This window comes from Streptomyces sp. NBRC 110611 (assembly GCF_001590865.1).
Classification (GTDB): Bacteria; Actinomycetota; Actinomycetes; order Streptomycetales; family Streptomycetaceae; genus Streptomyces.
The window spans coordinates 68,867-95,480 of record NZ_BBUY01000011.1 but is presented as its reverse complement, the minus strand read 5'-3'; the positions used below and the strand labels follow the sequence as shown (position 1 = coordinate 95,480).

At 73.5% G+C, this 26,614-nt stretch carries 19 protein-coding genes; 16 read left to right on the top strand and 3 right to left on the bottom strand.

Annotated features, from left to right (window positions below):
• The first annotated feature begins 79 nt into the window (after positions 1 to 79).
• The 3 genes from AZE13_RS22325 (at position 80) to AZE13_RS22315 (ending at position 3,762) form a co-directional block, all read left to right on the top strand.
• Positions 80 to 976, top strand: a complete 897-nt coding sequence (locus AZE13_RS22325) for a DUF1918 domain-containing protein (protein ID WP_066935024.1) — start codon at positions 80 to 82, stop codon at positions 974 to 976.
• Positions 977 to 1,019: 43 nt separating this feature from the next.
• Positions 1,020 to 2,012, top strand: a complete 993-nt coding sequence (locus AZE13_RS22320) for an Acg family FMN-binding oxidoreductase (RefSeq protein ID WP_398780194.1) — start codon at positions 1,020 to 1,022, stop codon at positions 2,010 to 2,012.
• 370 nt (positions 2,013 to 2,382) lie between these two features.
• Complete coding sequence (locus AZE13_RS22315; RefSeq protein ID WP_066934802.1) at positions 2,383 to 3,762, top strand: exopolysaccharide biosynthesis polyprenyl glycosylphosphotransferase; 1,380 nt, start codon at positions 2,383 to 2,385, stop codon at positions 3,760 to 3,762.
• 52 nt (positions 3,763 to 3,814) lie between these two features.
• On the opposite strand, the gene AZE13_RS22310 is transcribed toward AZE13_RS22315, so the two are convergent.
• On the bottom strand, positions 3,815 to 4,762 hold the full coding sequence (locus AZE13_RS22310; protein ID WP_066934799.1) for a GDP-L-fucose synthase family protein: 948 nt from the start codon (positions 4,760 to 4,762) through the stop codon (positions 3,815 to 3,817).
• 81 nt (positions 4,763 to 4,843) lie between these two features.
• Here AZE13_RS22310 and gmd point away from each other — a divergent pair, with 81 nt between their 5' ends.
• Genes gmd through AZE13_RS22295 form a run of 3 tightly spaced genes read left to right on the top strand, consistent with a single transcriptional unit; the run spans position 4,844 to position 7,517 of the window.
• Entirely contained in the window at positions 4,844 to 5,869 is a 1,026-nt protein-coding gene (gmd, locus tag AZE13_RS22305) for a GDP-mannose 4,6-dehydratase (RefSeq protein ID WP_066934796.1), read from the top strand.
• Complete coding sequence (locus tag AZE13_RS22300) at positions 5,866 to 6,402, top strand: acetyltransferase (protein WP_066934793.1); 537 nt, start codon at positions 5,866 to 5,868, stop codon at positions 6,400 to 6,402. Before gmd ends, AZE13_RS22300 begins: the two co-directional genes overlap by 4 nt.
• The gene (locus AZE13_RS22295) at positions 6,399 to 7,517 is read left to right on the top strand and encodes a glycosyltransferase (protein WP_066934791.1); all 1,119 of its coding nucleotides are present in this window, start codon (positions 6,399 to 6,401) and stop codon (positions 7,515 to 7,517) included. Before AZE13_RS22300 ends, AZE13_RS22295 begins: the two co-directional genes overlap by 4 nt.
• A gap of 104 nt (positions 7,518 to 7,621) precedes the next feature.
• Here the strand turns inward: AZE13_RS22295 and AZE13_RS22290 are convergent, their stop codons facing one another.
• On the bottom strand, positions 7,622 to 8,842 hold the full coding sequence (locus AZE13_RS22290; protein ID WP_066935016.1) for a glycosyltransferase: 1,221 nt from the start codon (positions 8,840 to 8,842) through the stop codon (positions 7,622 to 7,624).
• 188 nt (positions 8,843 to 9,030) lie between these two features.
• Between AZE13_RS22290 and AZE13_RS22285 the strand changes: the two genes are divergently transcribed.
• From AZE13_RS22285 to AZE13_RS22265, 5 genes are all read left to right on the top strand, one after another.
• Positions 9,031 to 10,539 carry a hypothetical protein gene (locus AZE13_RS22285; RefSeq protein WP_066934787.1) on the top strand — a complete coding sequence of 503 codons (1,509 nt, stop codon included), beginning with the start codon at positions 9,031 to 9,033 and terminating at the stop codon, positions 10,537 to 10,539.
• Entirely contained in the window at positions 10,536 to 12,194 is a 1,659-nt protein-coding gene (locus AZE13_RS22280; protein ID WP_079124264.1) for a polysaccharide biosynthesis tyrosine autokinase, read from the top strand. The genes AZE13_RS22285 and AZE13_RS22280 overlap by 4 nt, the downstream gene beginning before the upstream one ends.
• The gene (locus AZE13_RS22275; RefSeq protein ID WP_258527925.1) at positions 12,191 to 13,804 is read left to right on the top strand and encodes a polysaccharide biosynthesis C-terminal domain-containing protein; all 1,614 of its coding nucleotides are present in this window, start codon (positions 12,191 to 12,193) and stop codon (positions 13,802 to 13,804) included. The genes AZE13_RS22280 and AZE13_RS22275 overlap by 4 nt, the downstream gene beginning before the upstream one ends.
• Positions 13,805 to 13,890: 86 nt before the next feature.
• Positions 13,891 to 15,432: a fibronectin type III domain-containing protein gene (locus AZE13_RS22270; RefSeq protein WP_258527924.1), complete on the top strand. Its 1,542-nt coding sequence runs from the start codon at positions 13,891 to 13,893 to the stop codon at positions 15,430 to 15,432.
• Between the two features lie 39 nt (positions 15,433 to 15,471).
• Positions 15,472 to 15,900 (top strand): adenylyltransferase/cytidyltransferase family protein, encoded by a 429-nt coding sequence (locus AZE13_RS22265; protein ID WP_066934781.1) that lies wholly within the window; start codon positions 15,472 to 15,474, stop codon positions 15,898 to 15,900.
• Positions 15,901 to 15,912: 12 nt separating this feature from the next.
• Here AZE13_RS22265 and AZE13_RS22260 read toward each other — a convergent pair whose 3' ends face one another.
• The gene (locus AZE13_RS22260; protein ID WP_066934778.1) at positions 15,913 to 16,659 is read right to left on the bottom strand and encodes a CDP-alcohol phosphatidyltransferase family protein; all 747 of its coding nucleotides are present in this window, start codon (positions 16,657 to 16,659) and stop codon (positions 15,913 to 15,915) included.
• A 72-nt stretch (positions 16,660 to 16,731) separates the two neighbouring features.
• Here AZE13_RS22260 and AZE13_RS22255 point away from each other — a divergent pair, with 72 nt between their 5' ends.
• The 5 genes from AZE13_RS22255 to AZE13_RS22235 all read left to right on the top strand — a co-directional run bounded on the left by AZE13_RS22255 (position 16,732) and on the right by AZE13_RS22235 (position 26,585).
• Complete coding sequence (locus AZE13_RS22255) at positions 16,732 to 18,063, top strand: glycosyl hydrolase family 28-related protein (RefSeq protein WP_079124263.1); 1,332 nt, start codon at positions 16,732 to 16,734, stop codon at positions 18,061 to 18,063.
• Between the two features lie 311 nt (positions 18,064 to 18,374).
• Positions 18,375 to 19,775, top strand: a complete 1,401-nt coding sequence (locus AZE13_RS22250) for an MFS transporter (protein ID WP_066934775.1) — start codon at positions 18,375 to 18,377, stop codon at positions 19,773 to 19,775.
• A 110-nt stretch (positions 19,776 to 19,885) separates the two neighbouring features.
• Entirely contained in the window at positions 19,886 to 21,238 is a 1,353-nt protein-coding gene (locus AZE13_RS22245; RefSeq protein WP_066934772.1) for a non-ribosomal peptide synthetase, read from the top strand.
• Positions 21,239 to 21,453: 215 nt separating this feature from the next.
• A complete protein-coding gene (locus AZE13_RS22240; RefSeq protein WP_066934769.1) occupies positions 21,454 to 24,657 on the top strand; it encodes a non-ribosomal peptide synthetase in 3,204 nt (1,067 codons plus the stop codon).
• Positions 24,657 to 26,585, top strand: coding sequence for a non-ribosomal peptide synthetase (locus AZE13_RS22235; RefSeq protein ID WP_066934766.1), 1,929 nt, complete (start codon positions 24,657 to 24,659; stop codon positions 26,583 to 26,585). Before AZE13_RS22240 ends, AZE13_RS22235 begins: the two co-directional genes overlap by 1 nt.
• The last annotated feature ends 29 nt before the right edge of the window (positions 26,586 to 26,614 follow it).

The following is a 26,614-nucleotide window of genomic DNA, read 5'->3' as shown; positions in this document are numbered from 1 at the left end:
GGGCCCATGCCGTCGGCGTGCCGTATGCCACGTTGGAGGCGCACGCTGGAGAAGAGCGCATTCGAGAGCGGTGATGACCATGCGGGCGCACATCGGCGATCAGCTCGTTGTCGAGAGTCCGGCCACGGGCGCGACCCGACGGGACGGCGAGATCATCGGCATTCATCACGACGACGGCACCCCGCCCTACGACGTGCGCTGGTCGGACACGAACGACGTGACGCTGGTGTTCCCGGGGCCCGACGCGCACATCCACCACATCGAGCACGCGCCCGAGCCCGAGGGCGAACATCCCGGAGCGGAGCCCCCGGGGAACGGCAGGCCGACCCGCCGGCCGCTCGACCCCGGAGACATCGGCCGACGCGTGGCCCATGAACGCAGACGGCAGCGGCTCACCCGCGCGGAGCTGGCCGGACGCGCCGGCATCAGCGCGCCCTATCTGGCCTACGTCGAAGAGCGGCCGGCCAACCCGGACCTCGCCACGCTCACGGCCCTCGCCGGCACTCTGGGGACCACGGTGGCCCGTCTGCGCGGCGGTGGTGCCGATCTGCCGCCCGGCGAAGGACCGGCCGCCCGCCACCCCGAGCTCCGGGAGCTGGACCCCGACCAATGCCGGGAGCGGCTCGGCACGCATGGTGTGGGGCGCATCGCCGTGGCAACGCCGGACGGACTGGCGGTGCTCCCGGTGAACTACGAGGTCATCGACGGCGCGATCGCCTTCCGGACCGCGCCCGGCACCGTTCCGGCGGCGGCCGCGGACTCCGATGTCGCGTTCGAGGTCGATCACGTGGACGAGGCCATGAGTCAGGGGTGGAGCGTCCTCGTCCACGGACGGGCACGGAGCGTCACCGAGCCCGACACGGTGCGACGGCTGAGCGAGCAGGCGCACTCCGAGCCATGGGCGGGCGGCGAACGCCCGCTCTGGATCCTGGTCGAGCCCCGGCAGCTGACGGGACGGCGCATCGACACCGGCTGACAGCGGTGACCGACGGAAGTGGTGAGAGCCGAGGGAGCCTCCAGTGACCACACAACTGCTCTCCGAGAAACGCATCATGGCGCTCGCCGACGACGCGGCCACCGCCCCGTCCATGCACAACGCCCAGCCGTGGCACTTCCGTTACCACCGGCACGACCGCATCTTCGATCTCCGCGCGGACCTCGATCGCGCGTTGCCGTACGCCGACCCCGACACCCGGGCCCTCCACATCGGCTGCGGCGCGGCGCTGCTGAACCTGCGGGTCGCGGTGTCCCATTCCGGCTGGTATCCGGCGACCCGGCTGCTTCCGGACCCCACGGACCCCGCACTCCTCGCCACGGTGCAGCTGACCGGCCTGGGCAGCAGCGAGAGCGACCTCGACGAGCTGTATCCGGCGGTTCACCGCCGGCACACCAGCCGCTACCCGTTCGACGAAACCGACATACCCGAGGCTGTCCGGTCCGCCCTGCTCGACGCCGCCCGCCGGGAAGGATGCGTACTCGACTTTCCCACCGGGTGGCATCTGCAATGGGTGCTGAAACTGGCAGCCGAGGCCGAGGCACGCAACCTCACCGACCGCGTACGGGTCGAGGAACTGCTGCGCTGGACGCGCACGGCCGCCACGGCGACGGACGCGGTCGGGTCGGGAGTCCCGGAGCACGCCTTCGGACCACGCAAACGGGGCGGCCGGGCCCCCATGCGTGACTTCGCGGGCGCCAGGCCGGTGCCCGGCCGCGGTGCCGCGGCGTTCGAGAGCTCCCCTCATCTGGCCGTGCTGAGCACGGCCGGCGATCGCCCCGCGGACTGGCTGCGGGCCGGGCAGGCCATGGAACGCGTCCTGCTGCGCGCCACCCTTGAGGGAATGGTCAGCTCCCCCGCCACCCAGGCCGTCGAATGGCGTGATCTTCGCTGGCCGCTGCGCGATCCCGTGGCCGGAACGGGGTACGTGCAGATGGTGCTGCGCATGGGGTACGGCCCCCCAGGCCCCGCTACGCCCCGGCGCCCGGTGGCAGACGTGCTCGACATCGAGCCTTAGGGCCTGTCCGACCCGGCCGGGCGGAGCCGCACTCGGGTGGAAGCTCTCACCAAGCGGAAGCTCTCAACAAGCGGCCACAAGAACCCTCAAAATAGGTAAACCGCAGCAGTCGGGCGCAACGTCCTCTAACGTTCACGTCCAACACGGACGCGGCCATGCGCCAGGGGGGTCCGGCCGCACCGGACATGAGGGAACGACCGAGTGGGGGGCCATGGGGTTGTTCGTTACCGGCGGGCCGCGGGTGGCCGCACCGCCCGCCGGGGCCACTGAGCGGGATCGTACATGCGCGCCGGGGCGGGGAGGCGGAAGCGGGGGCGGAAGCAGGGGCGGCAGTGGTTCTGAACGGCGGCTGATACAGGCGGCGTTGGTCATGGACGGGCTTGCCGCGGCGGTTCCGGTCGGCGTGCTCTGTGCCGCGGCGAGGGATCCGCAGCCGTGGCCTCAGCCGTTGCTCATGGCCGTGCCGGCCGGCGCGGCGTGGCTGGTCGTGGGGGTGGTGAGGAATCGCTACCGCAGGGGTGAACCGGCAGGAACCGGGGCGGTGTTGCCGGTGCTGTGCGACTGGCTGACCATGCTGGGCGTCCTGGCCGTCGCCTGTGTCGCGGCACGGATCGAGGTCGCCCTCGCGGACTGTGTGGTCGCGCTGGTGCCGTGTCTGGCCGTGGCCGTGGTCCGCCGCACGCTCGTCCACCGGTGTCTCATGGCCGCCCGCCGGCGTGCGCGGGCGCTGCGCCGGGTGCTGGTCGTAGGGGAGGCGGGCGCCGTCGACCTCGTGCTGGCGCGGCTGACGCGGCGCACCGACCATGAGTACGTCGTGATCGGGAGCTGCCTGGTCGGGGAGGAGCCCGGCGGGGCGGCGCTCCCGGTGCCCGGCAGGCTGGCCTGCGACGGGGACGCGCCTGAAGGGGCGGCGCGGGACGGGGAGACAGTGCTGCGGTGTGCGGCCGCGCTCGACGCCGATCTGGTGCTGGTGGTGCCCGGGCGGCGGCTGACGGCCGGGCGGGTGCGCCGCGTCGCCTGGGCACTGCACGACCACGGCCTGGATCTGGCCGTGCTCCCGGGGCTGGTCGATGTGGCGGAGCATCGGGTCCGGCTGGCGGAGGCGGCGGGGCTGACGGTGCTGCATATCGCACCGGCGGCGAGACGGGGGCTGCCGGTGCTGTGGAAGGGGGTCACGGACCGGCTGGGGGCGCTGCTCCTGCTGGTGCTGCTGTCCCCCGTCTTCGTCATGGTGGCGGCGGCGATACGGCTGTCCACGGGCGGCCCGGTGTTCTACTGGCAGATCCGGGTCGGCCGGGAGCTGATGCCGTTCCGGATGTGGAAGTTCCGCACGATGGTGGTCACCGCCGACCGGATGCGGGCCGCGCTGGAGTCGGTGAACGAGCAGGACGGCGCGATGTTCAAGATCCGGCGGGATCCCCGGGTGACCCGGGTGGGCCGGGTGCTGCGCCGTTTCTCGTTGGATGAACTGCCGCAGCTGTTCAACGTTCTGGCCGGTCATATGTCGCTCGTCGGTCCGCGGCCGCCGTTGCCGGAGGAGGTCGAGCGGTACGACGGGACGGAGCTGCGCAGGCTGTCGGTGAAGCCGGGGCTGACCGGTCTGTGGCAGGTCAGCGGGCGGTCCGAGCTCTCCTGGGACGAGACCGTCGCGCTGGATCTGAGCTATGTCGACAACTGGTCCTACGCCCGCGACATCGGCCTGCTGGCCCGTACCGTACGCGCCGTGGTGGACGGGCGCGGTGCGTACTGACCGCGGTGGCACCCGGCACGCCCCTGGTGCGTACCGCCCGGCTCCGGTGGGCTCAGGCCGGCGTGTCGGGTGCGGAGCGCCACGCCCGGTAGGTCTGGGCGATGCCCTCGGCCAGCGGGACGGCCGGTGCCCAGCCCAGGGCGCGGATGGTGCTGATGTCGAGGAGTTTGCGCGGGGTACCGTCGGGGCGGGACGGGTCGAAGGTGATCCGTCCGCGGTAGCCCACGGCGGCGGCGACACGGGCGGCAAGGTCGGCGATGGTGAGGTCCTCGCCGCAGCCGACGTTGACCGGAGCGTCGCCGTCGTAGCGGCGCAGCAGCACCTCGCAGGCCGATGCCAGGTCGTCGGCGTGCAGGAATTCGCGCCGTGGGGTTCCGGTGCCCCAGACGGTGACGTCGGTGAGCTTCGCTTCCTTCGCGTCGTGGAACCGCCGGATGAGGGCCGGCAGGACGTGCGAGGTGGCCGGGTCGAAGTTGTCGCCTGGGCCGTAGAGGTTGGTCGGCATGGCGGAGATGAAGGACGCACCGTACTGCCGACGGTAGGACCGGATCTGGACCAGGCCGGCGATCTTGGCGATGGCGTATGCCTCGTTGGTGGGCTCCAACGGCCCGCTCAGCAGGGCGTCCTCGGTGATGGGCTGGACCGCGTGCCTGGGGTAGATACAGCTCGATCCGAGGAACAACAGCCTCGGGATGCCCGCATGGTGTGCGCCGGAGATGACACTGAGCTGGATCGTGAGGTTGTCCTCCAGGAAGGGGACGGGGTGCGTGCTGTTCGCCATGATGCCGCCGACTCTGGCGGCCGCCAGGACGACCGCGTCGGGGCGGGCTCTCCGGAGGAACGCCGCGGTGGCCCGGGCGTCGCGCAGGTCGAGTTCGGCCCGTGTCCGGGTCAGTACGCGGTAGCCCTGGGCGGTCAGCCGCCGGGTCACGGCGGAGCCCACCAGGCCGCGGTGACCTGCGACGAAGACCCGGGCGGGTGGGGGCAGAAAGTCGTCCATGCGGCGGATTGTGGCAGTAAACCCGATACATCCACCGGCCGTTCCGGAAAACCGCACCTATCAGTTCGCGTGGGGGAAGCCATGTCCAAGACCGCGGTCATCACCGGCGTCACCGGGCAGGACGGTTCGTATCTGGCGGAGTTGCTGCTGAGCAAGGGCTATGTGGTGCACGGGCTGATGAGGCGCTCGTCGAGCTTCAACACCGGGCGCATCGACCACATCTACCAGGATCCACACCTCCCGGACCGGCGGCTGCTGCTCCACCACGTGGACCTCTCCGACGGGGTCGCGCTGGTGAACCTGCTGCGCGAGGTGCGGCCCGACGAGGTGTACAACCTCGGCGCCCAGTCCCATGTCCGGGTCTCCTTCGACGCGCCGCTCTACACCTGCGATGTGACCGGTCTGGGTGCCCTGCGGCTGCTGGAGGCCATCCGCGCCAGCGGGGTCCGGACCCGGCTCTACCAGGCCTCGTCCTCGGAGATGTTCGGCTCCACCCCGCCGCCGCAGCACGAGGGGACCCCCTTCCATCCGCGCAGCCCGTACGGCTGCGCCAAGGTCATGGCGTACTGGTCCACGGTCAACTACCGCGAGGCCTACGGCCTGTTCGGGGTGAACGGGATCCTCTTCAACCATGAGAGTCCACGGCGCGGGGAGACCTTCGTGACCCGCAAGATCACCCGCGCGGTGGCCCGCATACGGGCGGGCCTTCAGCAGCACCTGTACCTGGGCAACCTCGACGCGGTCCGCGACTGGGGCTACGCGCCGGAGTACGTCGAGGCGATGTGGCGGATGCTGCAGCGCGACGAACCGGACGACTATGTGGTGGCGACGGGCGTGGCCGCGACCGTACGGGACTTCCTGGAGGCCGCGTTCGGCACCGTCGGGCTGGACTGGGAGCGCAGTGTGCGCTTCGACCCGAAGTACGAGCGGCCCAGTGAGGTGGACGCGCTGATCGACGATCCGTCCAAGGCCAGGAGCCTGCTGGGCTGGTCGGCCAAGGTGCGGTTCGACGAGCTGGCGCGGATCATGGTGGAGTCCGACGTACGGCGGCTGGCGGACGAGCTCTCCGGGCCCGGTCGCGGCCACCGGGTGCGGGTGGACCGGTGACCGCCCCCGGCCCGGCCCGCCGGCTGCGCGGCTTCAGCGGCGCCGGCTACGACAAGGGCCGCGGTCTGCTGATGCAGGCCGCCTGGTTCACGGTGCTCCATGTGGTGTTCGTGAAGTGGTGGTGCCCGCCGCGGCTGCGGCCCGTGCTGCTGCGGGCGTTCGGCGCCCGGATCGGGGAGCGGGTGCTCATCCGGCACCGGGTGCGGGTGCAGTGGCCGTGGAAGCTGACGATCGGTGACGACGTCTGGGTGGGCGAGGGCGCCTGGCTGATCAATCTGGAGCCGATCACCCTGGCCGGTGATGTGTGCGTCTCCCAGGAGGCGGTGCTCTGCACCGGAAGCCATCAACGGCGTTCGCCCACCTTCGAGTTCGACAACGGCCCGATCCGACTGGACACCGGGTCCTGGGTGGCGGCCCGCGCCATGGTGCTGCGCGGGGTCACCGTCGGCGCGGGTGCGGTGGTCGGCGCGGGGGCGGTCGCCCACCGGGACGTCCCGCCGGGGACCGTGCACACCGCCGGGGGTGGCCGGTGAGGATCACCCATGTCGTCACCCTGGTCAGCGATGACGGAGCGTACGGCGGCCCGGTGAGCGTGGCGGCCGGGCAGCTGGGCGAACTGGCCGCACGGGGGCACGACGTCGGGCTGGTGTCGCTGTGGCGCGGGCGGGGCGCGCCGCCGCACACGGTGGACGGGGTGCCGCTGCACGCGCGGACCGCCCGTACGCTCGTCCCCGGGCAGGGCTTCCTCGGCTTGTTCCATCCGGGTCTGCTGCCCCTGTTGTGGCGCCGGGCGGGCCGGTCCGAGGTCCTGCATCTGCACGCCGGACGTGACCTGGTGTCGCTGGCCGCGCTGATGGTGGCCGTGGCGCGGCGTCGGCCGTTCCTGGCGCAGACCCATGGCATGGTCCAGCCGCGCGGTACGGCCGTCGCCCGGCTCTTCGACCGGGTGTACGTCCCGCTGCTGCGCCGGGCGGCCGCGGTGCTGGTGCTGACCGGGCCGGAGGAGACCGGACTGCGGCAGGTGCTGGGAGTGGGCGGGCCGCCGCTCGTCAGGCTCCCCAACGGCGTGCGTGCCACGGCGCCGGCGGTGCGGCGGAGGCCGGCGGACGTACTGTTCCTGGCCCGGCTGCACGGACGCAAGCGGCCCGAGGCGTTCGTACGGATGGCGGCGCTGGTGCATCGCGAGCGGCCGGAGGTGTCGTTCACCCTGCACGGCGCGGACGAGGGACGGCTGCCCGCGGTCCGGCGGCTGATCGCCGAGGAGGGGCTGGCCTCGGTGGTGCGGTACGGCGGCGCGCTGGGCCATGACGCGGCGGTGCGGCGGACGGCGCAGGCCACCGTGTACGTCCTGCCGAGCGTGGCGGAGCCGTTTCCGATGGGCGTACTGGAGGCGTTGGCCGTGGGCACGCCGGTGGTCTGTACGGACAGCTGCGGGATCGCCGGGGCGCTGCGGCGGCGCGGGGCGGCCGTGGTGACCGATGGCACGCCGGAACGGCTGGCGGAGGCGGTGCTGCGGCTGCTGGAGGACGGCGCGTTGCGGGCGCGGGTGGCGGAGGCGGGGCGGGCCGCGGTGGACGCGGAGTTCTCGCTGGCGGCGGTGGCCGATGAGCTGGAGCGGTGGTACCGGTCGGCGAGGCGGGTCGGGTGAGGCGGCGGCGGGCCTCAACCTCCGTCCCCTGCCGCGCCGTTGGCGGTCCCGGCCGGGCTGCCGGCGATCGTCTCACGACCGCTGCCGCCCGGCCTGGCCGCCGCCTACCGGCCGCCGCCCGCCGTGGCCGCCGCGCAGTGCAGCAGGTCGGTGACGCGGGCCAGGCCCGCCCGGCGGCTGAGCCGTTGCTCGGCGTATTGGGGGCCGCGGGCGCCGAGCCGGGCGGCCCGTGCGGAGTCGGCGGCGAGTGCGCGGAGTTCGGCGAGCAGCGCCCGGGGGTCCTCCGGTGTGATCACCGCCCCGGCGCCGGAGCGGAGGACCTCCTGGGCGGTCCCGCCCTCGGCGGCCACCGAGGCGATCACCGGCCGTCCCGCCATGAAGTACGAGGTGAGTTTGGACGGCAGGCTCATGTCGAGGACGGCGGCCCGCTGGGTCACCGCGAGCACATCGGCGGCGGCGAGTACGTCGGGGAAGTCGGCGGTGTCCGCGGTCGGCAGGAAGGACAGCGAGGAGATCCCGGTGCCGAGGCGCTGGAGATGTGCGCGGCGGCTGCCGTCTCCCATGAGCACGACGCGTACCCCGGCGGCTTCCCGGTCGGCGAGCCGAGCGGCCTCGACCAGGACCTCCAGTCCTTGTTTGAGGCCCATGTTGCCGGCGTGCAGCAGTACGGTCTCGCCGGCCGCCCAGCCCAGCCGCGCCCGGGTCCGCCGCCGGTCGCCGCTCGGGCCCCGTACATGGGACCAGTTGGGCACCAGGCGTACCCGGGAGCGGGGTACTCCCATGGCGGTGACCCGGTCCACGAAGGACTCGTGCACCACCCCGACGACCGTGGCCGCGCGGAGGATTCGGCTCTCGACCGCCGCGGCCGGGGCGGCCGCCCGGCCCCCGCCCCGGATGCCGCTCTGCTCGGCGGCCGCCCCCATCAGATCCTGGACGATCACGGCATGCGGTGCCCCGGCGCGGCGGGCCAGGCGGCCGCCCAGCACTCCCCCGGCCAGGGTGGGTATCTGGGTGAGCACCACGTCGGGCCGCACCGGTGGTGGCGCGGCGGCGCCGTGGGCCAGGACGCTCGCCTCGAACAGCGCACGGCGGGCGGCGGTCTGCCGGGCGGGGACGGTGTGCCGTCGCCGGTGGACCGTCACCCCGCCGCGGCGCTCCCGGATCCGCCACCGGCCGCGGTACTCCTCCGCCACCCGCCAGGCCGGGTAGTGCGGCATGCCGGCGAGGACGTGGGTGTCGGCGCCGGAGGCGGCGAGGTGCTCGGCGATCTGGGTCGAGTACGGCCCGATGCCGGTGTGTTCGGGTGCGTAGTTGGTGGAGATCACGAGTACACACCGGCCCGCGAATGCCTTGTCCACGGCTGCCCCCCTCAGGCTGTGCGGTCATGGTAGGAGCGGCTCGGGCCCTGCTGCCGGGAATCGGGTTGCGATTGGATACCGGAGCCGACCGGGTCGTGGGGTGTCGCTTAAATTGTGGTCACTGGTGGGGAGTTGGGGGGAGGTGGGCCGTTCCGATGGTGCCGGTGCGGCGGGCGGGCGGCGGGCCGCCGGGGCGGGCCGTCGCGGCGCTGTGCTGCTGGGTGCTGTTCCTGGTGGTGCTGTTGCCGCTGCTGGTGCTGCGGTCGTCGGATGCCCGCTTCGGTGCCGCGCTCGTCGTCCAGGGTGTGGTGGTGGTGCACACCGGTGGCGCGCTGGCGCGGGTGCTGACGGATGCGCGGGCCCGGGTGATCGCGTTCGGGTTCTGGCTCTTCTCGTATGTGTGGCTGGGGCTGGCGCCGTTGGCGATGCTGGCGACGGACGCGTATCCGCGGGGGTTCGCCGTCGATACCCGGACCGCGTTTCTGACCACGGTTCTGGTGGAGACGGGGCTGCTGGCGTACAGCGCGGGGTCGGCGCTGGCGTCCTGGCGGGCCGGACGGGCCGCCACGGTCCTCGGACCGGTGCTGGCGCGGCGGCTGTCGCCGGGACGGGTGCTGCTGTTGTGCGGGGCGGCGCTGCTGCTGGCGGCGGTGCTGGTGCCCGGGCAGGGCGGGCTGTCGGCGTTCTTCCTCAGCCGGCAGGCCGCGGGTGAGGCGGCGCGGGCCGGGTCGTCGGGGCCCGCGGACCGGGCGCTGGGGGCGTGGGTGCTGTCGGTCCCGGCGTTCTGGGCGCTGGTGGCGCTGGTGCATGTGCCGCGGTTCCGGGCGGGTGACCGGGTCCTGCGCGGGCTGCGGTGGCTGCTGCTGCCGCTGCTGATCGCGCTGAACGTGGTGGTCAACAACCCCATCAGCCGGCCGCGTTTCTGGGCCGGAACGGTACTGCTGACATTGCTCTTCGGCGCGTCCTGGCTGCGTGGGGCGCGGGCCTTCCGGGTGGCTGCGGCGGGTGTGGCGGCCGTGGTGCTGGTGGTGTTCCCGTACAGCGACTACTTCCGCTACGACGAGCGGGAGCCGGTGCGGGTCGTCTCGCTCGCCGAGCAGTTCACGTCGAACGGGGATTACGACGCGTTCCAGCAGATCGCGACGGGGGTGGACCGGGTCCGTACGCATGGCTTCACGCCGTCGGCCGCGCTGGGGCCGCCGCTGTTCTTCGTGCCGCGGACGGCGTGGCCGGGCAAGCCGGACGATGCGGGGATCCTGCTGGCCCGGCATGCGGGGTACCGCTTCGAGAACCTCTCCGCGCCGCTGTGGATCGAGTCGTACATGTGGGCGGGGTTTCCGGCGGTGGTTGCCGTGTTCGGCCTGGTCGGGGCGGTGGGCCGGCGGATCGACGACGTCCGGCACCGGCTGCGGCGGCGTCCGGGAACCCTTGCCGCGCTGCTGGTGCCGGCCTTCGGCTGCTACCAGCTGGTGCTGTTGCGCGGCAGTCTGATGGCGATCGTGGGGCCACTGGCGCTGCTGGTGTGCGTCCCGTTGTTGATCACGCGTAGGTCCCGGCGACGGCCGGCCGTTCCGTCGTCGGCGCCGGAGTCCGCGGGTGCTCCGGTGGCCACGGCGCGACGCCGTGGCGTCCGGCCGCTACCGACAGGAGGAGTACCCGGGTGAGTGTCTTCGACGAGCCGGCGGAGGAGCCCGACCAGATCCGCGATCAGCTGCGGCAGCTCTTCCGGTATCGCGCGCTGATCGTGCTGGGGCTGCTGCTGGGCGTGGTGGGCGGTGGCGCGGTGCACCTGCTGGGCGGGCCGACGTACACGGCGACGGGCGAGGTGGTGGTGCAGGCGATCGGCACGGCACCCTTCGAGGCCCGTGGGGTGTCGGCGGACAAGCAGCTCAGCATGGGTACCGAGCGGCAGATCGCGCAGAGCGCCTCGGTGGCGGCGGGCGCGGCCAGGGCACTGGGCGAGCGGACGGACCCGGCCGTTCTGCAGCGCGATCTGCGGGTGAGCAATCCGCCGGACACCCACACACTGCTGTTCGAGTACGGAGCGGGCTCGGCGGACCGGGCGGCGCGGCTGGTCAACGCCTTCGTACAGGCCTACTTGACGTACCGTCAGGAAGCCGCTGCCCGGCGGATCGCCACGACCGTGGGCAAGCTCGACGCCGAGCTCAGGCCGCTGCTGGAACAGCGGAGGGTGCTGGACCGGCGGATCGCGGGCGAGGGGGCCGGGGCGGGGCGGGCCGGCGACGAGTCCGAGCGGGGCAGTGTGGTGGCGCAGATCGCGGATCTGCAGAGCCGGATCTCCAGCCTGAAGTCCCTGGACACCACGCCGGGTGAGATCGTCCGCAGGGGCGATCCGCCGGCCTTCCCGTCCGGCCCCGGGCCGGCCGTGCTCCTGGCCGCGGGGGCGGTGGCCGGTCTGGCCGTGGGCATCCTCGCGGCCTGGGTGCGCTCGGTGCTGGAACCGCGGGTCCGGTCGGTGGCGGAGGTGCAGGAGAATCTGCGGGCCCCGGTGCTGGGCATCCTGCCGCGCCGGCGGGGTGGGGCGGGGGTGCTGGAGGTGGGCCGGCCGGGCCGCGGGAACCGCGCCGAGGCCTATCGGACGATTGCCTTCCGGATGGTGCACGACCGGCGGTTCGCGGGGCGGCGCAGCCTGCTGGTCGTCTCTCCCAGGGGGACCACCGATACCGTGTCGGTCGCGGTCAACCTCGCCGGTGCGTTCGCGGAGATCGGCAGCGACATCCTGCTGGTCGAGGCGGATCTGCGGACACCGGAGCTCGCCGGGCGGCTCCCGCTGCGCCCCGGTCACGGCCGGCCGGTGCCGGGCGGCTGGGCGGAGGGCGAGCGGTTCACCGTGGACGCAGGCGTCGACGGGCGGTTCGAGCTGCTGCCGGGACGTGAGGTGCCCAATCCCGCGCGGGCCCTGGCGTCACCGGAGTTCGCCCGGCTGCTGAACACGCCGTCGGGCCCGGACGAACATGTCGTGGTCGTCACCGGGCCGCTGCTCGCCCACGCGGACGGGCTGGCCGTCGCCAAGCAGGCGGCCGGTGTGGTCGTCGTCTGCGATCTCCACGAGGTGCGCCGGGACGACCTGGACCGGGTGCGGGAACTGATCACCGGCGCGGGCGGGCACATCCTGGGCGCCGTACTGGACAAGGGGAGCCGCCGCAGGTGGCTCCGGCGGCTCCTGGACGGCGGTCCCGCGCGCCGTGAGCGGCGGCGGCGCGCCCCGCGGACCGTCAGGCTGCCGGCCACCCGGCCGGACCCGGTGCGGGAGGACCGGCTGTCCGCCGACGCCGGCCCCTCGTCCCGGCGCGGATGACGGGCGTCCGGCCGACGGGCTCCGACGACCGCCGGAACGAGGCGGTGTCCGGTGACCGCCGGGACGAGACGGTGTCCGCACAGACGGTGTCCGTACGGAAGGAGGGCGGCGGGCGCGGGGTGGCGACGACGGCCCGCGGCAGTCTGTTCGGGCTGGCGGGCGCGGCCGCGAACGCGGTGTTCGGGTTCGTCCTGGTCGCCGTCGTCACCCACGGGCTCGGGGCGGGCGGGGCCGGCGCGGTCTTCACGGGGGTGGCGGCCTTCACCATCGTGAGCAACGCCCTGAAGCTGGGCGCCGATACCGCGCTGGTCCGTTTCGTCTCCCGGGACCTGGAGCTGACCGGCGGTGCGGGGGTACCGGGGCTGCTGCGGACCGCGGTGGCGCCGGCGCTGCTGGCGAGTACGGCGGGGGCGGCGGCGCTGTGGTCAGCGCCGGGGCTCGCCGGCCGGCTGCTGCCCGGTCTCGGTCCGGGCGAGGCCGTCGGGGTGGTGCGGCTGTTCGCGGTGTTCCTGCCGGTGACGACCGTGGCGCTGGTGCTGCTCGGTGCCACCCGGGGGTACGGCTCGGTGGTGCCGTTCGTGGCGGTGGAGCAGATCGGCAAGCCGGTGCTGCGGGTGCTGCTCGCGGTGCCGGTGGTGCTGTGGGCGCCGGGCGTGACCGGTATCGGTGCGGCCTGGCTGGTGCCCGGGGTGCTGGGCGCCGCGGCGGCCTGGGTGGCGCTGCGCAGGGCGCGGCGCGCTCGTCCCGGTACCGGCCGTGCGCCGACGCCGGTACGGGAGTTCTGGTGCTTCGCCGGGCCGCGGGCGGTCTCGGCGCTCTTCGACATCGCGGCGGTGTGGATCGGTGTGATCCTGCTGTCGGCACTGGGGACGAGCGCCGGGGCCGGTGTCCATACCGCGATCGGGCGGCTGGTCACCGCCGGGACGATGTTGCAGCTGGCGGTCCGGCTGGCGGTGTCACCGCAGATCAGCCGTCTGCTGGCGGGCGGCGACGAGGCCGGGGCGCAGCATCTGCACCGGCTGTCGACGCGGTGGATCGCCCTGTGCTCCTGGCCGGTCTTCGTGCTGCTGGCGGCCTATCCGCGGACCGTGCTGTCGCTGTTCGGGCCCGGCTTCGCCGACGGGGCGCCGGGCCTGGTGGTACTCGCGGTGGCCGGTCTGGTGAACGTCGGGGCGGGCAACGCCCAGACGGTCATCCTGATGGCCGGACGGAGCGTCTGGAACCTCGCGGTCGCGGGCACCGCGTTCGTGATCCAACTGGGCGGCGGGATAGGGCTGGTGCCCCGGTACGGCGTGCTGGGCGCGGCCGTTGCCTGGGGGCTGGCGAGCGTGGTGGACAACGGGGTCTCGGCGCTGCTCGCCCGCCGGTGTCTGGGATTCCGGACGGTGGACCGGGGGTACCTGCTGGCCGCGCTGGTCGCCGTCGGGGTGGTGGCGCCCCTCGCGTTCGGCGTGCGGGCCCTGTCCGGCGACAGTGTGCCCGGTACGTTCCTTGGAACTGTTTTGTCCATCGGGGCATGGGGGATCTTGGTCTGGCGCTATCGTGTTCCGCTGGGGGTGGGGGAGTTCTTCGGGGTACTGCGCAAGCGCGGTGCGGACAACTCACGGTGAATGACGGGCCGCGCCGGCTCGGGTCTCCTCACGTTCCCGCTTCCTGTCCCGGTCATCGCGCTCGCGCCATGCTTCCAGGGGGAACTGTGCGCCAACGGAACAGATCCGTCCATCTCTTGCTGACCGCCGCGGTGCTCGGCGCGGCGTCGACGGCTCTGGCCGCCGGCCCCGCCCGGGCCACCGATGAGACCACCACCCTCACCGCCGATCCGCTGCGCACCTGGCAGACCGACGGCGTCGTCTGGTCCCTGGCCTACGCCAAGGGCGTTGTCTACGCGGGAGGGTCGTTCAGCCATATCCGCCCGCCGGGGGCCGCGCCCGGCGCCCACGAGCTGGCCCGCACCAACTTCGCGGCCTTCGACGCCAGAACCGGCCAACCGCTGCCGTGCGCCCCGGCGTTCACCGGCGGCAAGGGTTCCGTCCGGGCGCTCAGGGCCTCGCCCGATGGATCGCTGCTCTACATCGGCGGCTCGTTCGGCAAGGCCGGTCCGGCCGGACGGTCGAACACCGCCGCCCTCAATACCGACGACTGCACCATCGCCACGAGCTGGAAGCCCACGGTCAGTTCGACCGTACGGGCCATCGACGTCACCGCCGACACGGTCTACCTCGGCGGCGGATTCACCGCCGTCCAGGGCCGGACCCGTGAGCGGATCGCCGCACTGCGGCCCAATGGTGAGCTGCTGCCGTTCCAGGCGACGGTGCGCGGTTCGTCGGTCCCCAACGATCCCCTGCCGGGCGTCAACGCCCTCACGGTCGCCCCGCAGCTGAACAAGGTCATCATCGGTGGCCGGTTCACCTCGGTGAACGGCAGTCCGCCGGGTGTGCACGCACTGGCCGGGCTGGACGCGACAACGGGCAAGGTCGTCGACACGTTCAAGGGCTGGATACCCCGGAGGTCGGCGGTCAAGGCGCTCACCCACGACGGCACCCGCTTCTACCTGGGCGCCGAGGGCACCGGCGGGGGCGTCTTCGACGGGCGGATCGCGGGCCGGCTCGCCGACGGCTCACAGCTGTGGAAGGACACCTGCCTGGGGGCCACCCAGGCCGTGCTGCCGTACCGGGGCGTCCTGTACAGCGGTTCACACGCGCACAACTGCTCCGGCACCCCGGGCGGATTCCCGGAGATCCGGAACCGCCAGCACTTCCTGGCCCAGTCGATCGAGGACAAGACGCTCCTGCCGTGGTTCCCGGACACCAACGACGGCATCGGGGAGCGGATCGGGCCGCGGGCGCTGGCCATGGCGGACGGAATCCTCTGGGCGGGCGGCGAGTTCACCACCGTCAACGAGGCACCGCAGCAGGGCCTGACCCGGTTCGCGGCGGCCCCGGACACCGGTGCGCCGCAGGTACCGCTGATGAGCGGTACGAGCCGGTCCCCCGGCCGGGTGACACTGACCTGGAAGGCCTCCTGGGACCGGGACGACGGTGTCCTGACCTACAAGATCTACCGCGACGGCGCCCAGCTGGCCTCGCTGAAGCGGGATTCGCGCTACTGGAACCGTCCGGACATGAGCTATACGGACTCCGTCGGTCCCGGTTCGCGGCACCGCTACTCGCTCGAGGTCACCGACGGAACCAATGTCTCGGGCCGCAACGGCCCGGTGTATGTGACCGCCAGGAAGTGACCGCTCACCGATGAGGGGCATGGGAGGGCATGGAGCCGCATGACGCACCGCGTGGGGTACGCGCCCGGGGTGTACGACCTGTTCCACGTCGGGCATCTGAACATTCTCCGGCATGCCAGGAGCCGGTGCGACTATCTGGTGGCCGGCGTCGTCTCGGACGAGATGGCGAGGCGGGCCAAGGGCAGAACACCGGTCGTTCCGCTCACCGAACGACTGGAGATCATCCGCAGTATCCGGTTCGTGGACGCGGCATTTGTCGAGACGGTCCCCGACAAATTGGATACCTGGCGGCAGGTACGGTTCGACGTGCTCTTCAAGGGCGACGACTGGAGGGGCACGGCCAAGGGCGACAAACTGGAACGGGATTTCGCGACGGTCGGGGTCGAGGTGAGGTATTTCCCCTACACCGTGCACACCTCGAGCAGCTTGTTGCGCAAGGCACTGGACAGCATGGCGAGTTCGGCGTGAGCCGATCCGGACTCAGCTCTCCGCCGTGCGGCCGGGGGCGGAGAGTTCGCGGTACCACTTGACCAGAAACGCCACCATGAAGAGGACATGGGCGACGAGCAACCCGCAGTACGCCCCCACGAAGAGGGCACGGCTGCCGAAGAGCAGGAACACCGCGCAGAGAACGCCGTAGTCGACCGGGAGCAGGACCACGGACCGCACGAGGGAGGCCGGTGGCGCGGGTGCCGGACGGCCGCCGGCCCCGCTCCGCAGCCGTTCCGCGCGCTTGAGCTGTTCGGTGAGGACACCGCCGAAGAAGACCAGTACCGCGGCGCATTGGAAGGCGATCGGGACGAGGAGCAGCAGGGAGTTGGAGAATCCGAAGTGTCGGTGGAACGAGACCAGCACGGCCATATGCAGGGCGAGCATTTTCGCGCAGTCGACGACATGGTCCAGCCACTCCCCCGCGGAGCTTCCGGTGCCCGTCAGCCGGGCGAGCTGACCATCGGCCGAGTCCAGGGCGAAACCGAGAAAGAGCACCAGGAAAACCGCGAGGGCCGTGGCGGCCGAGGGGCGTAACGCGGCGATCATCACCACTCCGGAGAAGGTGAATACCGCGCTGATCACCGTGACTTGGTTGGGTGTCAGTTTGACGCTGTAGGACGCCGCGGCCAGTATCCGGCCGGCCGGACGGTTCACATACCGCGAATACAGGGACACTCCCTTCGCGGGCTTCTGGGCCGCCGACAACTCTCTGACCGCACACCCGAACCGGCTCATGTTTCCCCCACCCGATTTCCCCACCCGATTTCGCTCAACGGCTCCGATGTATGCCCCTCCGAAGGAGCAATCATGGCAGGCAGCAGCGCTTCTCCGTCCCCTGGCGGCGTCACCCGCCGGACGCTGCTGGCGGGAACGGCCGCCGCCCTGGCCGCCTCCGCCACCGGATGCGACTCCTCCACCTCCCCCGACACCACCGGGAAGGCGTCCGACGGCGCCCGGCCTCCGGTCGTCTCCGGCCGTAAGCCCCAGGGCAAGGACGTCATCGACGTGGCGGCGGACTGCGGCGCCAAGGGCGACGGCCGGACCGACGACAGCCGGGCCTTCGCCCGCGCCTACTCCTACGCGGCCGGCCGGGTGTGGGACCACGTCGGCCGGACGGTGATCGAGGTGCCGGCCGGTACGTACCTCATCCGGGCGCCGCACGCCCTGCTCGACGCCCCGGCAGGCGGACTCAAGGCCAACGGCTTGCGGTTCCGCGGGGCCGGCAAGCGGATGACGCAGCTCCTCTTCACCCCCTCCCGGGCCGAGGGCGCCTATCTGTGCCGCAACGAGGACAGTTGGGCGAATGTGTCGTTCGAGCAGATGGCGTTCGCCTCCGGCACCCCGGGGGCCTCGTTCTTCTACTCCTACTCCACCGGCCAGGCGCAGGACTACCGCTTCACAGCATGCGAGTGGACCGGCGAGTGGACCTACGGGCTCGCCCTCGACGGCAGCAACACCAACTCGGAGATGCGCTGGGACGCCTGCCGGGTCGGCGGCGCCTACCGCAAGGCGTTCCTCTACTCCGGTCTGTCGCAGAAGTCGCCGAGCCCCCAGCAGCAGGACCAGTTCGTCAACTACTGGTTCAACGACATGAAGGTCGAGTACTCCTGGGGAAACTTCCTGGAGTTCCCCTACGGGGGCTCCCTCGCCTGTCGCGGTGGTTCGTACATCATCACCGGCCGGCGGCCCACGGCCTCCGGCGAGTACGGGCGCACCAGCACCTTCTTCCGCTTTCCGCGCGGGCCGCACCACGACTCCGTCCAGCGTTTCCACGCCGAGGACATCCGCTTCGAGGTGCGTCACCCGGACACCTTGGTGATCTACTGCGCCTGGGACGGCGGAACGGTGCACTTCAACGACTGCGACGACACCGCGCTGGCGTTCAAGCCGTTTGCGGCGGACACCGTTCCGCACCGCTACCAGATCGGCGCCAGAGGTCCACTGGTGCGCTACGACTCCTGTCAGCTGTCCGGACGGCACCGCTACGAGCCGGACGGCGACGGCCGGGGCGGCGCGACGGGCGGCGCCCCGGCCCACCGCGCCCGCTACGACATGTGCCTGTTGCGCCATCACTCCCCGCCGGACTTCCTCGACGGCGGGAGCGACCGGGTCACCTTCACCGACTGCCTGGGCCCTTGAGCCGGAGGGACACCTGGACGTTGCCCGACGGGCGGTATAGCGGGGAAAGTGAAAGGAGCCGTTAATAAAGAGACAGCGGTGGCGGTTTTCGGCCACAGTGTGGACCACGGACTCCGGGTGTACGGAGTGCTCGTGGACGGCTGCGAGCGGTGCACAGGGGACGCAGCGGTCGCTTTGGACCTCATTCCTCCGGTGGTTGCCGAGATCTCGCGTAAAATTTCCTGCCCACGTGAGCAAAAGGTGAAGAAAACCGACTGAAACTGTGCTCCTTGTTTTGACTGTTGATCGGCTGATACCTGAGTGTCATAGCCATGCCCGTCAGATCCCGATCCGCGGCCAGCAGCCCGCTGCGCAGGCGTGACTTCCGTTTTCTGCTCGCCGGCGCCGCGGCCGGACAGTTCGGTGCCCAGGTCACCCTGGTCGCCCTGCCCCTCGTAGCGGTACTCCAGCTCAACGCTCCCGCCTTCCAGGTGGGTTTGCTCACGGCCGCGGAGACCGCCGCGTTCCTGCTGGTCGGGTTACCCGCCGGGGCCTGGGTCGACCGGATGCGGAAGCTGCCACTGCTGATCCGGGCCGACCTGGTGCGGGCCGCGGCCATGGCCAGTGTGCCGCTGGCCGCCGTCGCAGATGTACTGACGATGACCCAGTTGTACGTCGTCGCCCTGATCACCGGCGTGGCGACGGTCTTCTTCGATGTGGCCCATCAGAGCTTCCTGCCCCAGCTGCTGCCCAAGGACCAGCTGGTCGCGGGCAACGGCGCGCTGGAGACCATCCGTTCCTCGGCGCAGGTCGCCGGACCGGGGGTCGGCGGTGGCCTGGTGCAGCTGCTCGGGGCGCCGCTCGCCATCGTGGCGGATGCGGCCGGCTACACGCTCTCCGCCCTGTTCCTGTGGCGCGTCAAACATCCGGAGAGCCGCCCGCAGCGGGAGCCGGGTGCCGCCCTGCGCAAGGACGTCGCCGAGGGGCTGCGGTTCGTCTTCGGCCACCCGCTGCTGCGGATGATCGCCGGGGCGACCGGCCTCGCCAACCTCTTCTCCGCGATGCTGATGGCCACGCAGTCCGTCTTCCTGGTCCGGGTGCTCGGTCTGGAACCGGGAGCGGTCGGCCTGGTGCTCTCCGCGTCCGCCATCGGCGGGCTGGCCGGCGCCGTATGTGCGGGCCGGCTCGCCGCCCGGTTCGGCCAGGCCCGGCTCATCTGGCTGTCCCCCCTGGTCACCGGCCCCTTCGCGGTGCTGTGGCCGCTGGCCGGCCAGGGCGCGGGTGCGGCGCTGTTCGCGGTCGGCTCCGGCGTGGTGTTCTTCGGTGCGGTCGTCTACAACGTCGCCCAGGTGAGCTTCCGCCAGATGCTGTGTCCGCCCCGGCTGCTCGGGCGGATGAACGCCACCCTGCGCTTCGTGATGTGGGGCACCCTGCCGCTCGGCGCCCTGGCCGGCGGCGCGCTGGCCGGCGCGTTCGGCGCCCGTACGGCACTGGCCTGCTGCGCGGCCGGGTTCCTCGCCGTACCGCTGCCGCTGCTGCTCTCCCCGCTCCGCCGGATGCGCGAACTGCCGGACAGCGCAGGCGATATGGCCGACCCGGGCGACCTGGACACCGGACGGCCGTCCCCGGCCGCGGACCTCGGCCGCACGGGCGCGGACGCCCTCATTCGCGAGGACGTGCCCGCCCCCGCGAATGCCTCCGACGAGCCCGCCGAGCCGCCCGCCCGCGGCTGACGCGTACCGGAGCATCCGCCCGTACCGGGCTCTCGCCGGCCTGCCCCCACTCACTGCCCGTCGTCCCGCTGTCCCCTGCGGCACGACCGGCAACGACAGAGAGGTTTCGCGTGCTCAGCATCACGCACCAGTATCTGGACCGATTCCGCCGACTCGACGACGGCGGCGAGGCATCGCCCCTGCTGCCCGTCACCGGCGCCCAGCGCCGCTTTGTGCTGGTACGGGCCATGGATCCGACCGGGCGTCCCGATCTCGTGCCGATGTTCTTCTCCTTCCCGCGCGGCACGGTCGACCTCCGGCGCCTCGCCGCGGCCGCCCGTCGCCTCGCCGCCCTGCACCCCGTCCTGCGCGGCCGGCCGGCCGTACTGCGCGCCACCCCCGTGCTCCGCCTGGGGCCACCGGAGGTTCCGGTGGAGCGGGTGGCGTGCGCACCGGGCGAGAGCGCGGCCGACGCGCTGCGGCGGGTGCTGCGCGCCTGGGCGCCGCAAGGTCCGCCGCTGCGGCTCTTTCTGACGGAGGAGGGGGCGGCAGCAGCGGACGACCGGTCCGGATCCGCCGAGTCCGGGGCCTTCGAGTCCACGGACCAGGCGCGTGAGGTGCTCGCCGTGGTGCTGGACCACGCCGCGTGCGACGGCAGCTCGCTGGCCCGGATCGTCGAGGAGCTGGGCGCCGCCTACGCCGCCGGCGGTACGGCCGAGGGGCTGTCCCCCGCCGATGTCGCCGCCGAGGTGGACGCCTACCGGGAGGCCGTGCTGCTCCAGCTGGACGAGGAGGCGCGAGCGGCCTCGCCCGCGGCGCTGGAGTACTGGGGCGACCGGCTCCGCGCGGTCCGTGAGTGCGCCCCGCCGCCCGGTCCGCAGGCCTCCGCCCCGGACGGGCTGCCGAGCGGCTCGGCCGACCTGTCCCTCCCCGTCCCGGCGGGCGGCGCGTCCTTCCCCCAACTGCTCGACGCCTGCCGCGCGGCCGCGGCGGTGCTGTACGGGCGGGGCCATGTGGTGCCGCTCGGCTATCCGTGGGGCGGCCGGCCTCCGGGCGCCGCACCGGTACTCGGCTGCTTCCTCAACACCGTGGTCTTCCCCACCGCGACGGGACAGGCCGCCGCGGCCCCGGAGGAGACCGCGGGGGCCTGGTGGGACGACCTGGACCGGGCCGCCACCCCCTTCGACGAGGTGGTGCACGCGGCCCGGGCCGCCGGCTCCGGCTGGACCGGCCGGCTCGACGGGCTGCTGACCGTCGACGACGCCCGGCGCCGTCCGCCGCTCCGGCTGGGCGGTGTGACCGGCCGCGAGACCCACATCGACGGCCGGCCGGTCCGCGGCCCCTTCGCGGTGTCCGTCACCCAGGGGCCGGAGATCCACCTGCGCATGGTCTGGGACCGCGCGGTGCACTCCGACGACACCGCGGAAGCCGCCTTCGCCGCGCTGACCGACGCCCTGCGCGCACCGGCGCCGATGGCCGGCTGACGCACCCCGGCCCGTACCGGCCCCACCCGACCACCGGACCCGCCCCGCCACGGACCGGTAGCCACCGGACCGGTATCCGCCGGACCGGACCCACGGCACCAGAACCCGACATCACGGAACCGGCATGCGCGATCCGCGGCCGGTCCGTGCACCCGCGGCCGGCCGCCCAGGCCCGCCGCCCCTTCCCCGACCCAACGACGCCTCAGGGACCGCCCATGCTTCCGCTCTCCTCCTCGCAGGAGATCGTCTGGCTGCACGAACAGGTGCAACCGGGCAGCCGCGCCTACAACTTCACCGCCGCCCTCGACCTGTGGGGCACCCTCGACGCCGAGGCCCTGCACCACGCGCTCACCGCCGTCCTCGACCGGCACCCCGGTCTGCGCCTGGAGCTCGTCGCCGTCCCGGGGGCGATGCCCGGCCAGCGGGTCGCCGAGGGCTGCCGGCCGCGGCTGCGGACCGTGGACCTCAGCACGGCCGCCGACCCCCAGGCGGCCTTCCAGGAGCTGCTGCGCACGGAGGCCGAGACACCGCTCGACACCCACGAGGCGCCGCTGCTGCGCTGGACCCTGGTGCGGCTGGCGGCGGACCGGCACCGGCTCATCCACGTGGAGCACCATCTGATCCACGACGGCCACTCCTTCGCGATCCTGCTGCGCGACGTCTTCACCGTCTACCGGGGCCGCGTCCTGGGCGAGCCGGCCGAGCTGCCCGCCGCGTCCTCGTACGCCGACCACGTCCGGGCCCGGGCGGCGGACAGTGCCGCCACCGAGGCGGACCGGCAGGCCGGGCTCGCGTTCTGGACCGGTGAACTGGGAGAGCTGGCGTACGACATGCCGCTGCCCGGGCTGACCCGGCCCGGCGCCCGGCGCCGGCACCACGGCGGCCAGCTGCGCCAGTCGATCGGCGCGGATCTGGCCGAGCGCCTGCGGGAGCACGCCCGGGACCGGGGGCTCACGCCCTTCGCCGCGCTCCTGGGCCTCTTCGCCGAGCTGCTGCGCCGGCACAGCGGCCGCTCGCAGATGGTCGTCGGCACCGCGGTCGGCAACCGCCCCCGCGGGTTCGAGGACACCGTGGGCATGTTCGTGAACACCATTCCGCTGCCGCTGCGGCTGGACCCGGCCGCACCGGCCGAGGAGTCCATGGACGAGGTGACCGACACCCTGATCCGCGCGCTGCCGCACCAGGAGGTACCGGTCCAGGAGCTGACCCGCGCGCTCGGCCTGCACACCTCCGGCGCGGACAACCCGCTGTTCAGCGTGATGTTCAGCGCCCACGACGCCGAGCTCCCGGAGATCGACGTCCCCGGTCTGGACATCACTCTCTTCGAGGGCTTCAACACCGGCACCACCCGCTTCGACCTGGACGTGGTGCTGCTGCCGGACGACCGGCGCGGCGTCAGCCCCCGGCACGGCGCCGCGGGCATGACCCTGGTCTGGGACTACGACGCCGACCTGTTCGACGAGGACGTGGCGAAGCTGCTCGCCGGGCGGCTCCTGGACCTGCTGCGGGCCTACCTCGACGCGCCGGGCACGACCCTCGCCGAGCTGGCGCCGCCGCCCGCCGCGCCCGCCCCGGCCGCCGCGCCCCGGGCGACCGGCCGCGACCCGCTCGACCCCGCCGCCGACCACGACCCGGAGCTCCCGGCGCTGCTCATCGGCGCCCGCCGGATCACCTACGGCGACCTCGACGCCCAGGTGGCCTCGCTCGCCCGGCGAATGCGCGAGGCGGGTGTGACGGCCGGTCAGCCGGTGGCCGCCGTGCTGCCGCGCGGCGCCGACTCCGTCGTGACGCTGCTGGCGTGCCTGCGGACCGGGGCGGTGTACTGCCCGCTCTCGCCGTCCGACCCGGCGGCCCGTCTGGAGCTGCTGCTGGACCGGCTGGGCCCGGCCCTCGTCCTCACCCCCTCCGGAGCCACCGCCTCCGCCGTCGCCGTCCCGGCCGGTCTGCCGGCCGCCCCGGTCGACGCCCCGGCTCTCCCCCCGGCCCGGAACGCCGAGACGGTGCCCGGCGCCTCGTACATCATTCACACTTCCGGGTCGACGGGCATACCCAAGGCCGTCGCCGTGGGGCGGGCCGCGCTGGAGAACCATCTGACCGGCACGGCCGAGCGGTTCGGGCTGGCCACGGGTGACCGGGTGCTGCTGTTCGCCCAGCCGTCGTTCGACGTGGCCCTCGAAGAGGTGCTGCCGTCGCTGCACGCCGGCGCGTGCCTGGTCGTTCCCGAGCAGGAGGTGCCCACCGGCGGCGAGCTGGCCGAGCTGCTGGCCGCGTCCCGCGTCACCGTGGCGAACCTGCCCACCAGCTACTTCCTCGCCACCCGCGAGGAACTCCGGCCCGCGCTCCGCGACGGCCGGTGGGCGCCGCGGCTGCTGGCCCTCGGCGGCGAGCGCCTCCCCGCCGATGTGCTGCGCGCGTTCCTGGCCGACACCGACGCCACCGTGCTCAACGTCTACGGGGTGACCGAGGCCGCCATCAGCTCCACCGTCCACGAGATCACCCGGGACGGCCTGGCCGACGGGGCCGAGATCCCGCTCGGCGGCGAGCTGCCCGGCGAACGGATCCACGTCCTGGACGACTGTCACCGTCCGCTGCCGGACGGCGCGGTCGGGGAACTCGCCATCGCCGGCGCCGGACTCGCCGAGGGGTACGTCGGCAACCCCGAGGCGACCGCGGCACGGTTCCGCACCCTCGACGCACTCGGCGGCGAGCGGGTCTACCTCACCGGAGACGTCGGCTACCGGGGCCGCGACGGGCTGCTGTACTTCCTGGGACGCCGGGACAACCAGATCAAGCTGCGCGGCTACCGCATCGAGCTGGAGGAGGTGGAGGCCGCCGCCTCGGCGGCGCTCGGCGGCCGGTCCTGCGCCGTCGTCCTGGACCGCGACGCTTCCGGCGGCCCCCGGCTCGTCGGCTTCCTGGAGGACACCACCGACCAGGTGGCGGCCTGCGACGAGCAGGCGCTGCACACGGAGTTGAGCCGCCGCCTGCCGACCGCCCTGGTACCCGCGCGGTGGGCGCGCCTGGACACGCTGCCGCGGCTGGCCGGCGGCAAACCGGACCGGGTGGCGCTGTCCCGGCGGGCCGCCGCGCTGGAGCCGGCCGCGCCCGTGGCGCCGGTCCCGGAGAGCGAGGCCGCCGGAGCGGTGCCCGACGACCCGCTGGCTGCGCTGCTCGCCGACGGCTGGCACGAGGTCCTGGGCCACCGCGACTTCGGCGCGGCCTCGCACTTCTTCCACATCGGCGGGCATTCGCTGCTCGCCGCGCAGCTGGCCGCCTGGCTGGAGCCCCACCTGGGCGCCCGCCCGCCGCTGCGGCTGCTGTTCCAGAACCCGGTGCTCGCCGAGCAGGCCGAGGCCCTCGCGGCCGTCGCCACCACCGTGCCCGTCCCTGCCGCTACGTCCCCCCTGACGGAGTCGTGATGACCCAGCCCGAGACCGCCCGAGCGGTCCCCGCCGTACCCTCCGCCCCGCCGGAGACCCCGCTCGGCATCGCCCATGGCGCGGCCCCCGAGGCCGGCCCCGCGGCCGGTCCGCTCGCCCGCTTCGCGGCGTGGACCGCCCGTTCGCCCGAGGCCCCCGCGGTACTCGACGGCGCCCACACCTGGACGTACCGGCAGATCGACGCCGCCGCCGACGAGGTCGCACAGGCGCTGCGCGGCCGGGTCCGGCCCGGCGACCTGGTCGGCGTCTGCCTCGACCGGTCCGCCGCGCTGGTGGTGTGCGCCGTCGCGCTGGCCCGGCTCGGCGCCGTCTATCTGCCGCTCGGCCCGCAGCCCGGTGAGCGCCGCGTCGGCGCCGTCACCGAGGACCTCAACGTGGTCTGCCTGATCGGCGAACCGGGCCTGCTGCCGTCGCGGTACCGGACGGCCGAGCGGGTGGCGCTGCCGCTGCCGTCGGCGGGCGCGAACGCCCCCGCCGAGGCGGTGGCGGCGTTCGCCGAGCCGCCGCAGGGGGCCCGGTCCGCGCCGGCCGGGGCGTTCTACGCCGTGCTGACCTCCGGTTCGACCGGCCGCCCCAAGGCGGTGGCGGTCGCCGAGGACGCGCTCGGCACACTGCTCGACTGGTTCCGCACCGAGACCGGACTGGCCCCCGGGGACCGGCAGTCGCTGCTCATCGGCGTGGCCTTCGACCCGCACCTGCTGGAGCTGTGGGCCGGGCTGACGTCCGGCGCGGCGCTGGTGCCCGCGCCGGACGAGGTCCGCTGGGACTCCGAGGTGCTCGTCGAGTGGTGGCGTACGTCCGGGGTCACGGTGGTGGTCTCGGCGACACCGATGATCGAGCCGCTGCTGGACCGGCCCTGGCCCGCCGGCCTGGCGCTGCGCCACCTGTTCACCGGAGGCGACCGTCTGCGCCGCCGCCCCGGCGCCGACGTGACCGCCACCGTCCACAACGCCTACGGGCCGGCCGAGGCCACCGTCATGGCCACCACCTGCGCCATGCGTGGCACGGACCCGGAGGCGGACGAGGAGAGCGCGCCGCCCATCGGGAGGCCGGTCCCGGGCGCGACCGTCGTCGTCACCGGCCCGGACGGACTCCCCGTCGCCCGCGGCACGGAGGGCGAACTGCTCCTGGGCGGACGGTGTCTGTCCCTCGGCTACCTGGACCCCGCCCTGACCGCGGACCGCTTCATCGCGCCGCCCGAGGGCGCCGGCCTGCCGGGCGTGGACCGCCTGTACCGCACCGGCGACCGGGTGCGGATGCGGGCCGACGGGCAGCTGGAGTTCCTCGGCCGGCTCGACGACCAGGTGAAGATCAGCGGGGTGCGGATCGAACCGGCGGAGGTGGAGGCCGCGTTCGAGCAGGACCCGGCGGTGCGCAGCGCCGTCGTCGTCGCACCGCGGACGCCTGACGGTCGGGCCCGCCTGGTGGCGTACGTACGGCCGGCGGCCGGTGCCGCCCCCACCGCGGACGGGTTGCTCCCCGGGGTCCGGGCCTGGCTGCCCGAGCAGGCCGTACCGTCGGACGTACGCATCGTCGCGTCCTTCCCCCTGGACGCCAACGGCAAGGTGGACCGGGCCGATCTGACCCGCCGGGCGACGGAGGAGGCGAGCGGAGGCGGCTCCGCCGCGCCGGCCGGCCAGGAGGCCGGAGCCGGGACCGGAACTCCCGGTGAGCGGCTGGTGCTCGAAGCGGTGCGGGACCTCCTCGCCCGCCCGGACGTCACCCTGGCGGACAGCTTCACCGGGGCGGGCGGCACCTCGATCCTCGCCGCCCGGCTGCTGACCGTCATCGAGCGGGACGGCGGGGTACGGCTGCGCGCCCCGGAGCTGCTGCGGCAGCCCGACCTGCGTGCGGTGGCGGCCCTCGTCGACGCCCGGCGCGCGGCCCTGAGCCCGGCGGGAGCCTGAGATGACCACCCACTCCCCCTACCCCCACG

Excerpts from the sequence above, each read along its gene's own strand:
- AZE13_RS22325 (WP_066935024.1), top strand. The coding sequence starts at position 80 with ATGCGGGCGCACATCGGCGATCAGCTCGTTGTCGAGAGTCCGGCCACG.
- AZE13_RS22315 (WP_066934802.1), top strand. The coding sequence starts at position 2,383 with ATGGACGGGCTTGCCGCGGCGGTTCCGGTCGGCGTGCTCTGTGCCGCG.
- AZE13_RS22310 (WP_066934799.1), bottom strand. The coding sequence starts at position 4,762 with ATGGACGACTTTCTGCCCCCACCCGCCCGGGTCTTCGTCGCAGGTCAC.
- gmd (WP_066934796.1), top strand. The coding sequence starts at position 4,844 with ATGTCCAAGACCGCGGTCATCACCGGCGTCACCGGGCAGGACGGTTCG.
- AZE13_RS22285 (WP_066934787.1), top strand. The coding sequence starts at position 9,031 with ATGGTGCCGGTGCGGCGGGCGGGCGGCGGGCCGCCGGGGCGGGCCGTC.
- AZE13_RS22275 (WP_258527925.1), top strand. The coding sequence starts at position 12,191 with ATGACGGGCGTCCGGCCGACGGGCTCCGACGACCGCCGGAACGAGGCG.
- AZE13_RS22265 (WP_066934781.1), top strand. The coding sequence starts at position 15,472 with ATGACGCACCGCGTGGGGTACGCGCCCGGGGTGTACGACCTGTTCCAC.
- AZE13_RS22260 (WP_066934778.1), bottom strand. The coding sequence starts at position 16,659 with ATGAGCCGGTTCGGGTGTGCGGTCAGAGAGTTGTCGGCGGCCCAGAAG.
- AZE13_RS22255 (WP_079124263.1), top strand. The coding sequence starts at position 16,732 with ATGGCAGGCAGCAGCGCTTCTCCGTCCCCTGGCGGCGTCACCCGCCGG.
- AZE13_RS22250 (WP_066934775.1), top strand. The coding sequence starts at position 18,375 with ATGCCCGTCAGATCCCGATCCGCGGCCAGCAGCCCGCTGCGCAGGCGT.
- AZE13_RS22240 (WP_066934769.1), top strand. The coding sequence starts at position 21,454 with ATGCTTCCGCTCTCCTCCTCGCAGGAGATCGTCTGGCTGCACGAACAG.
- AZE13_RS22235 (WP_066934766.1), top strand. The coding sequence starts at position 24,657 with ATGACCCAGCCCGAGACCGCCCGAGCGGTCCCCGCCGTACCCTCCGCC.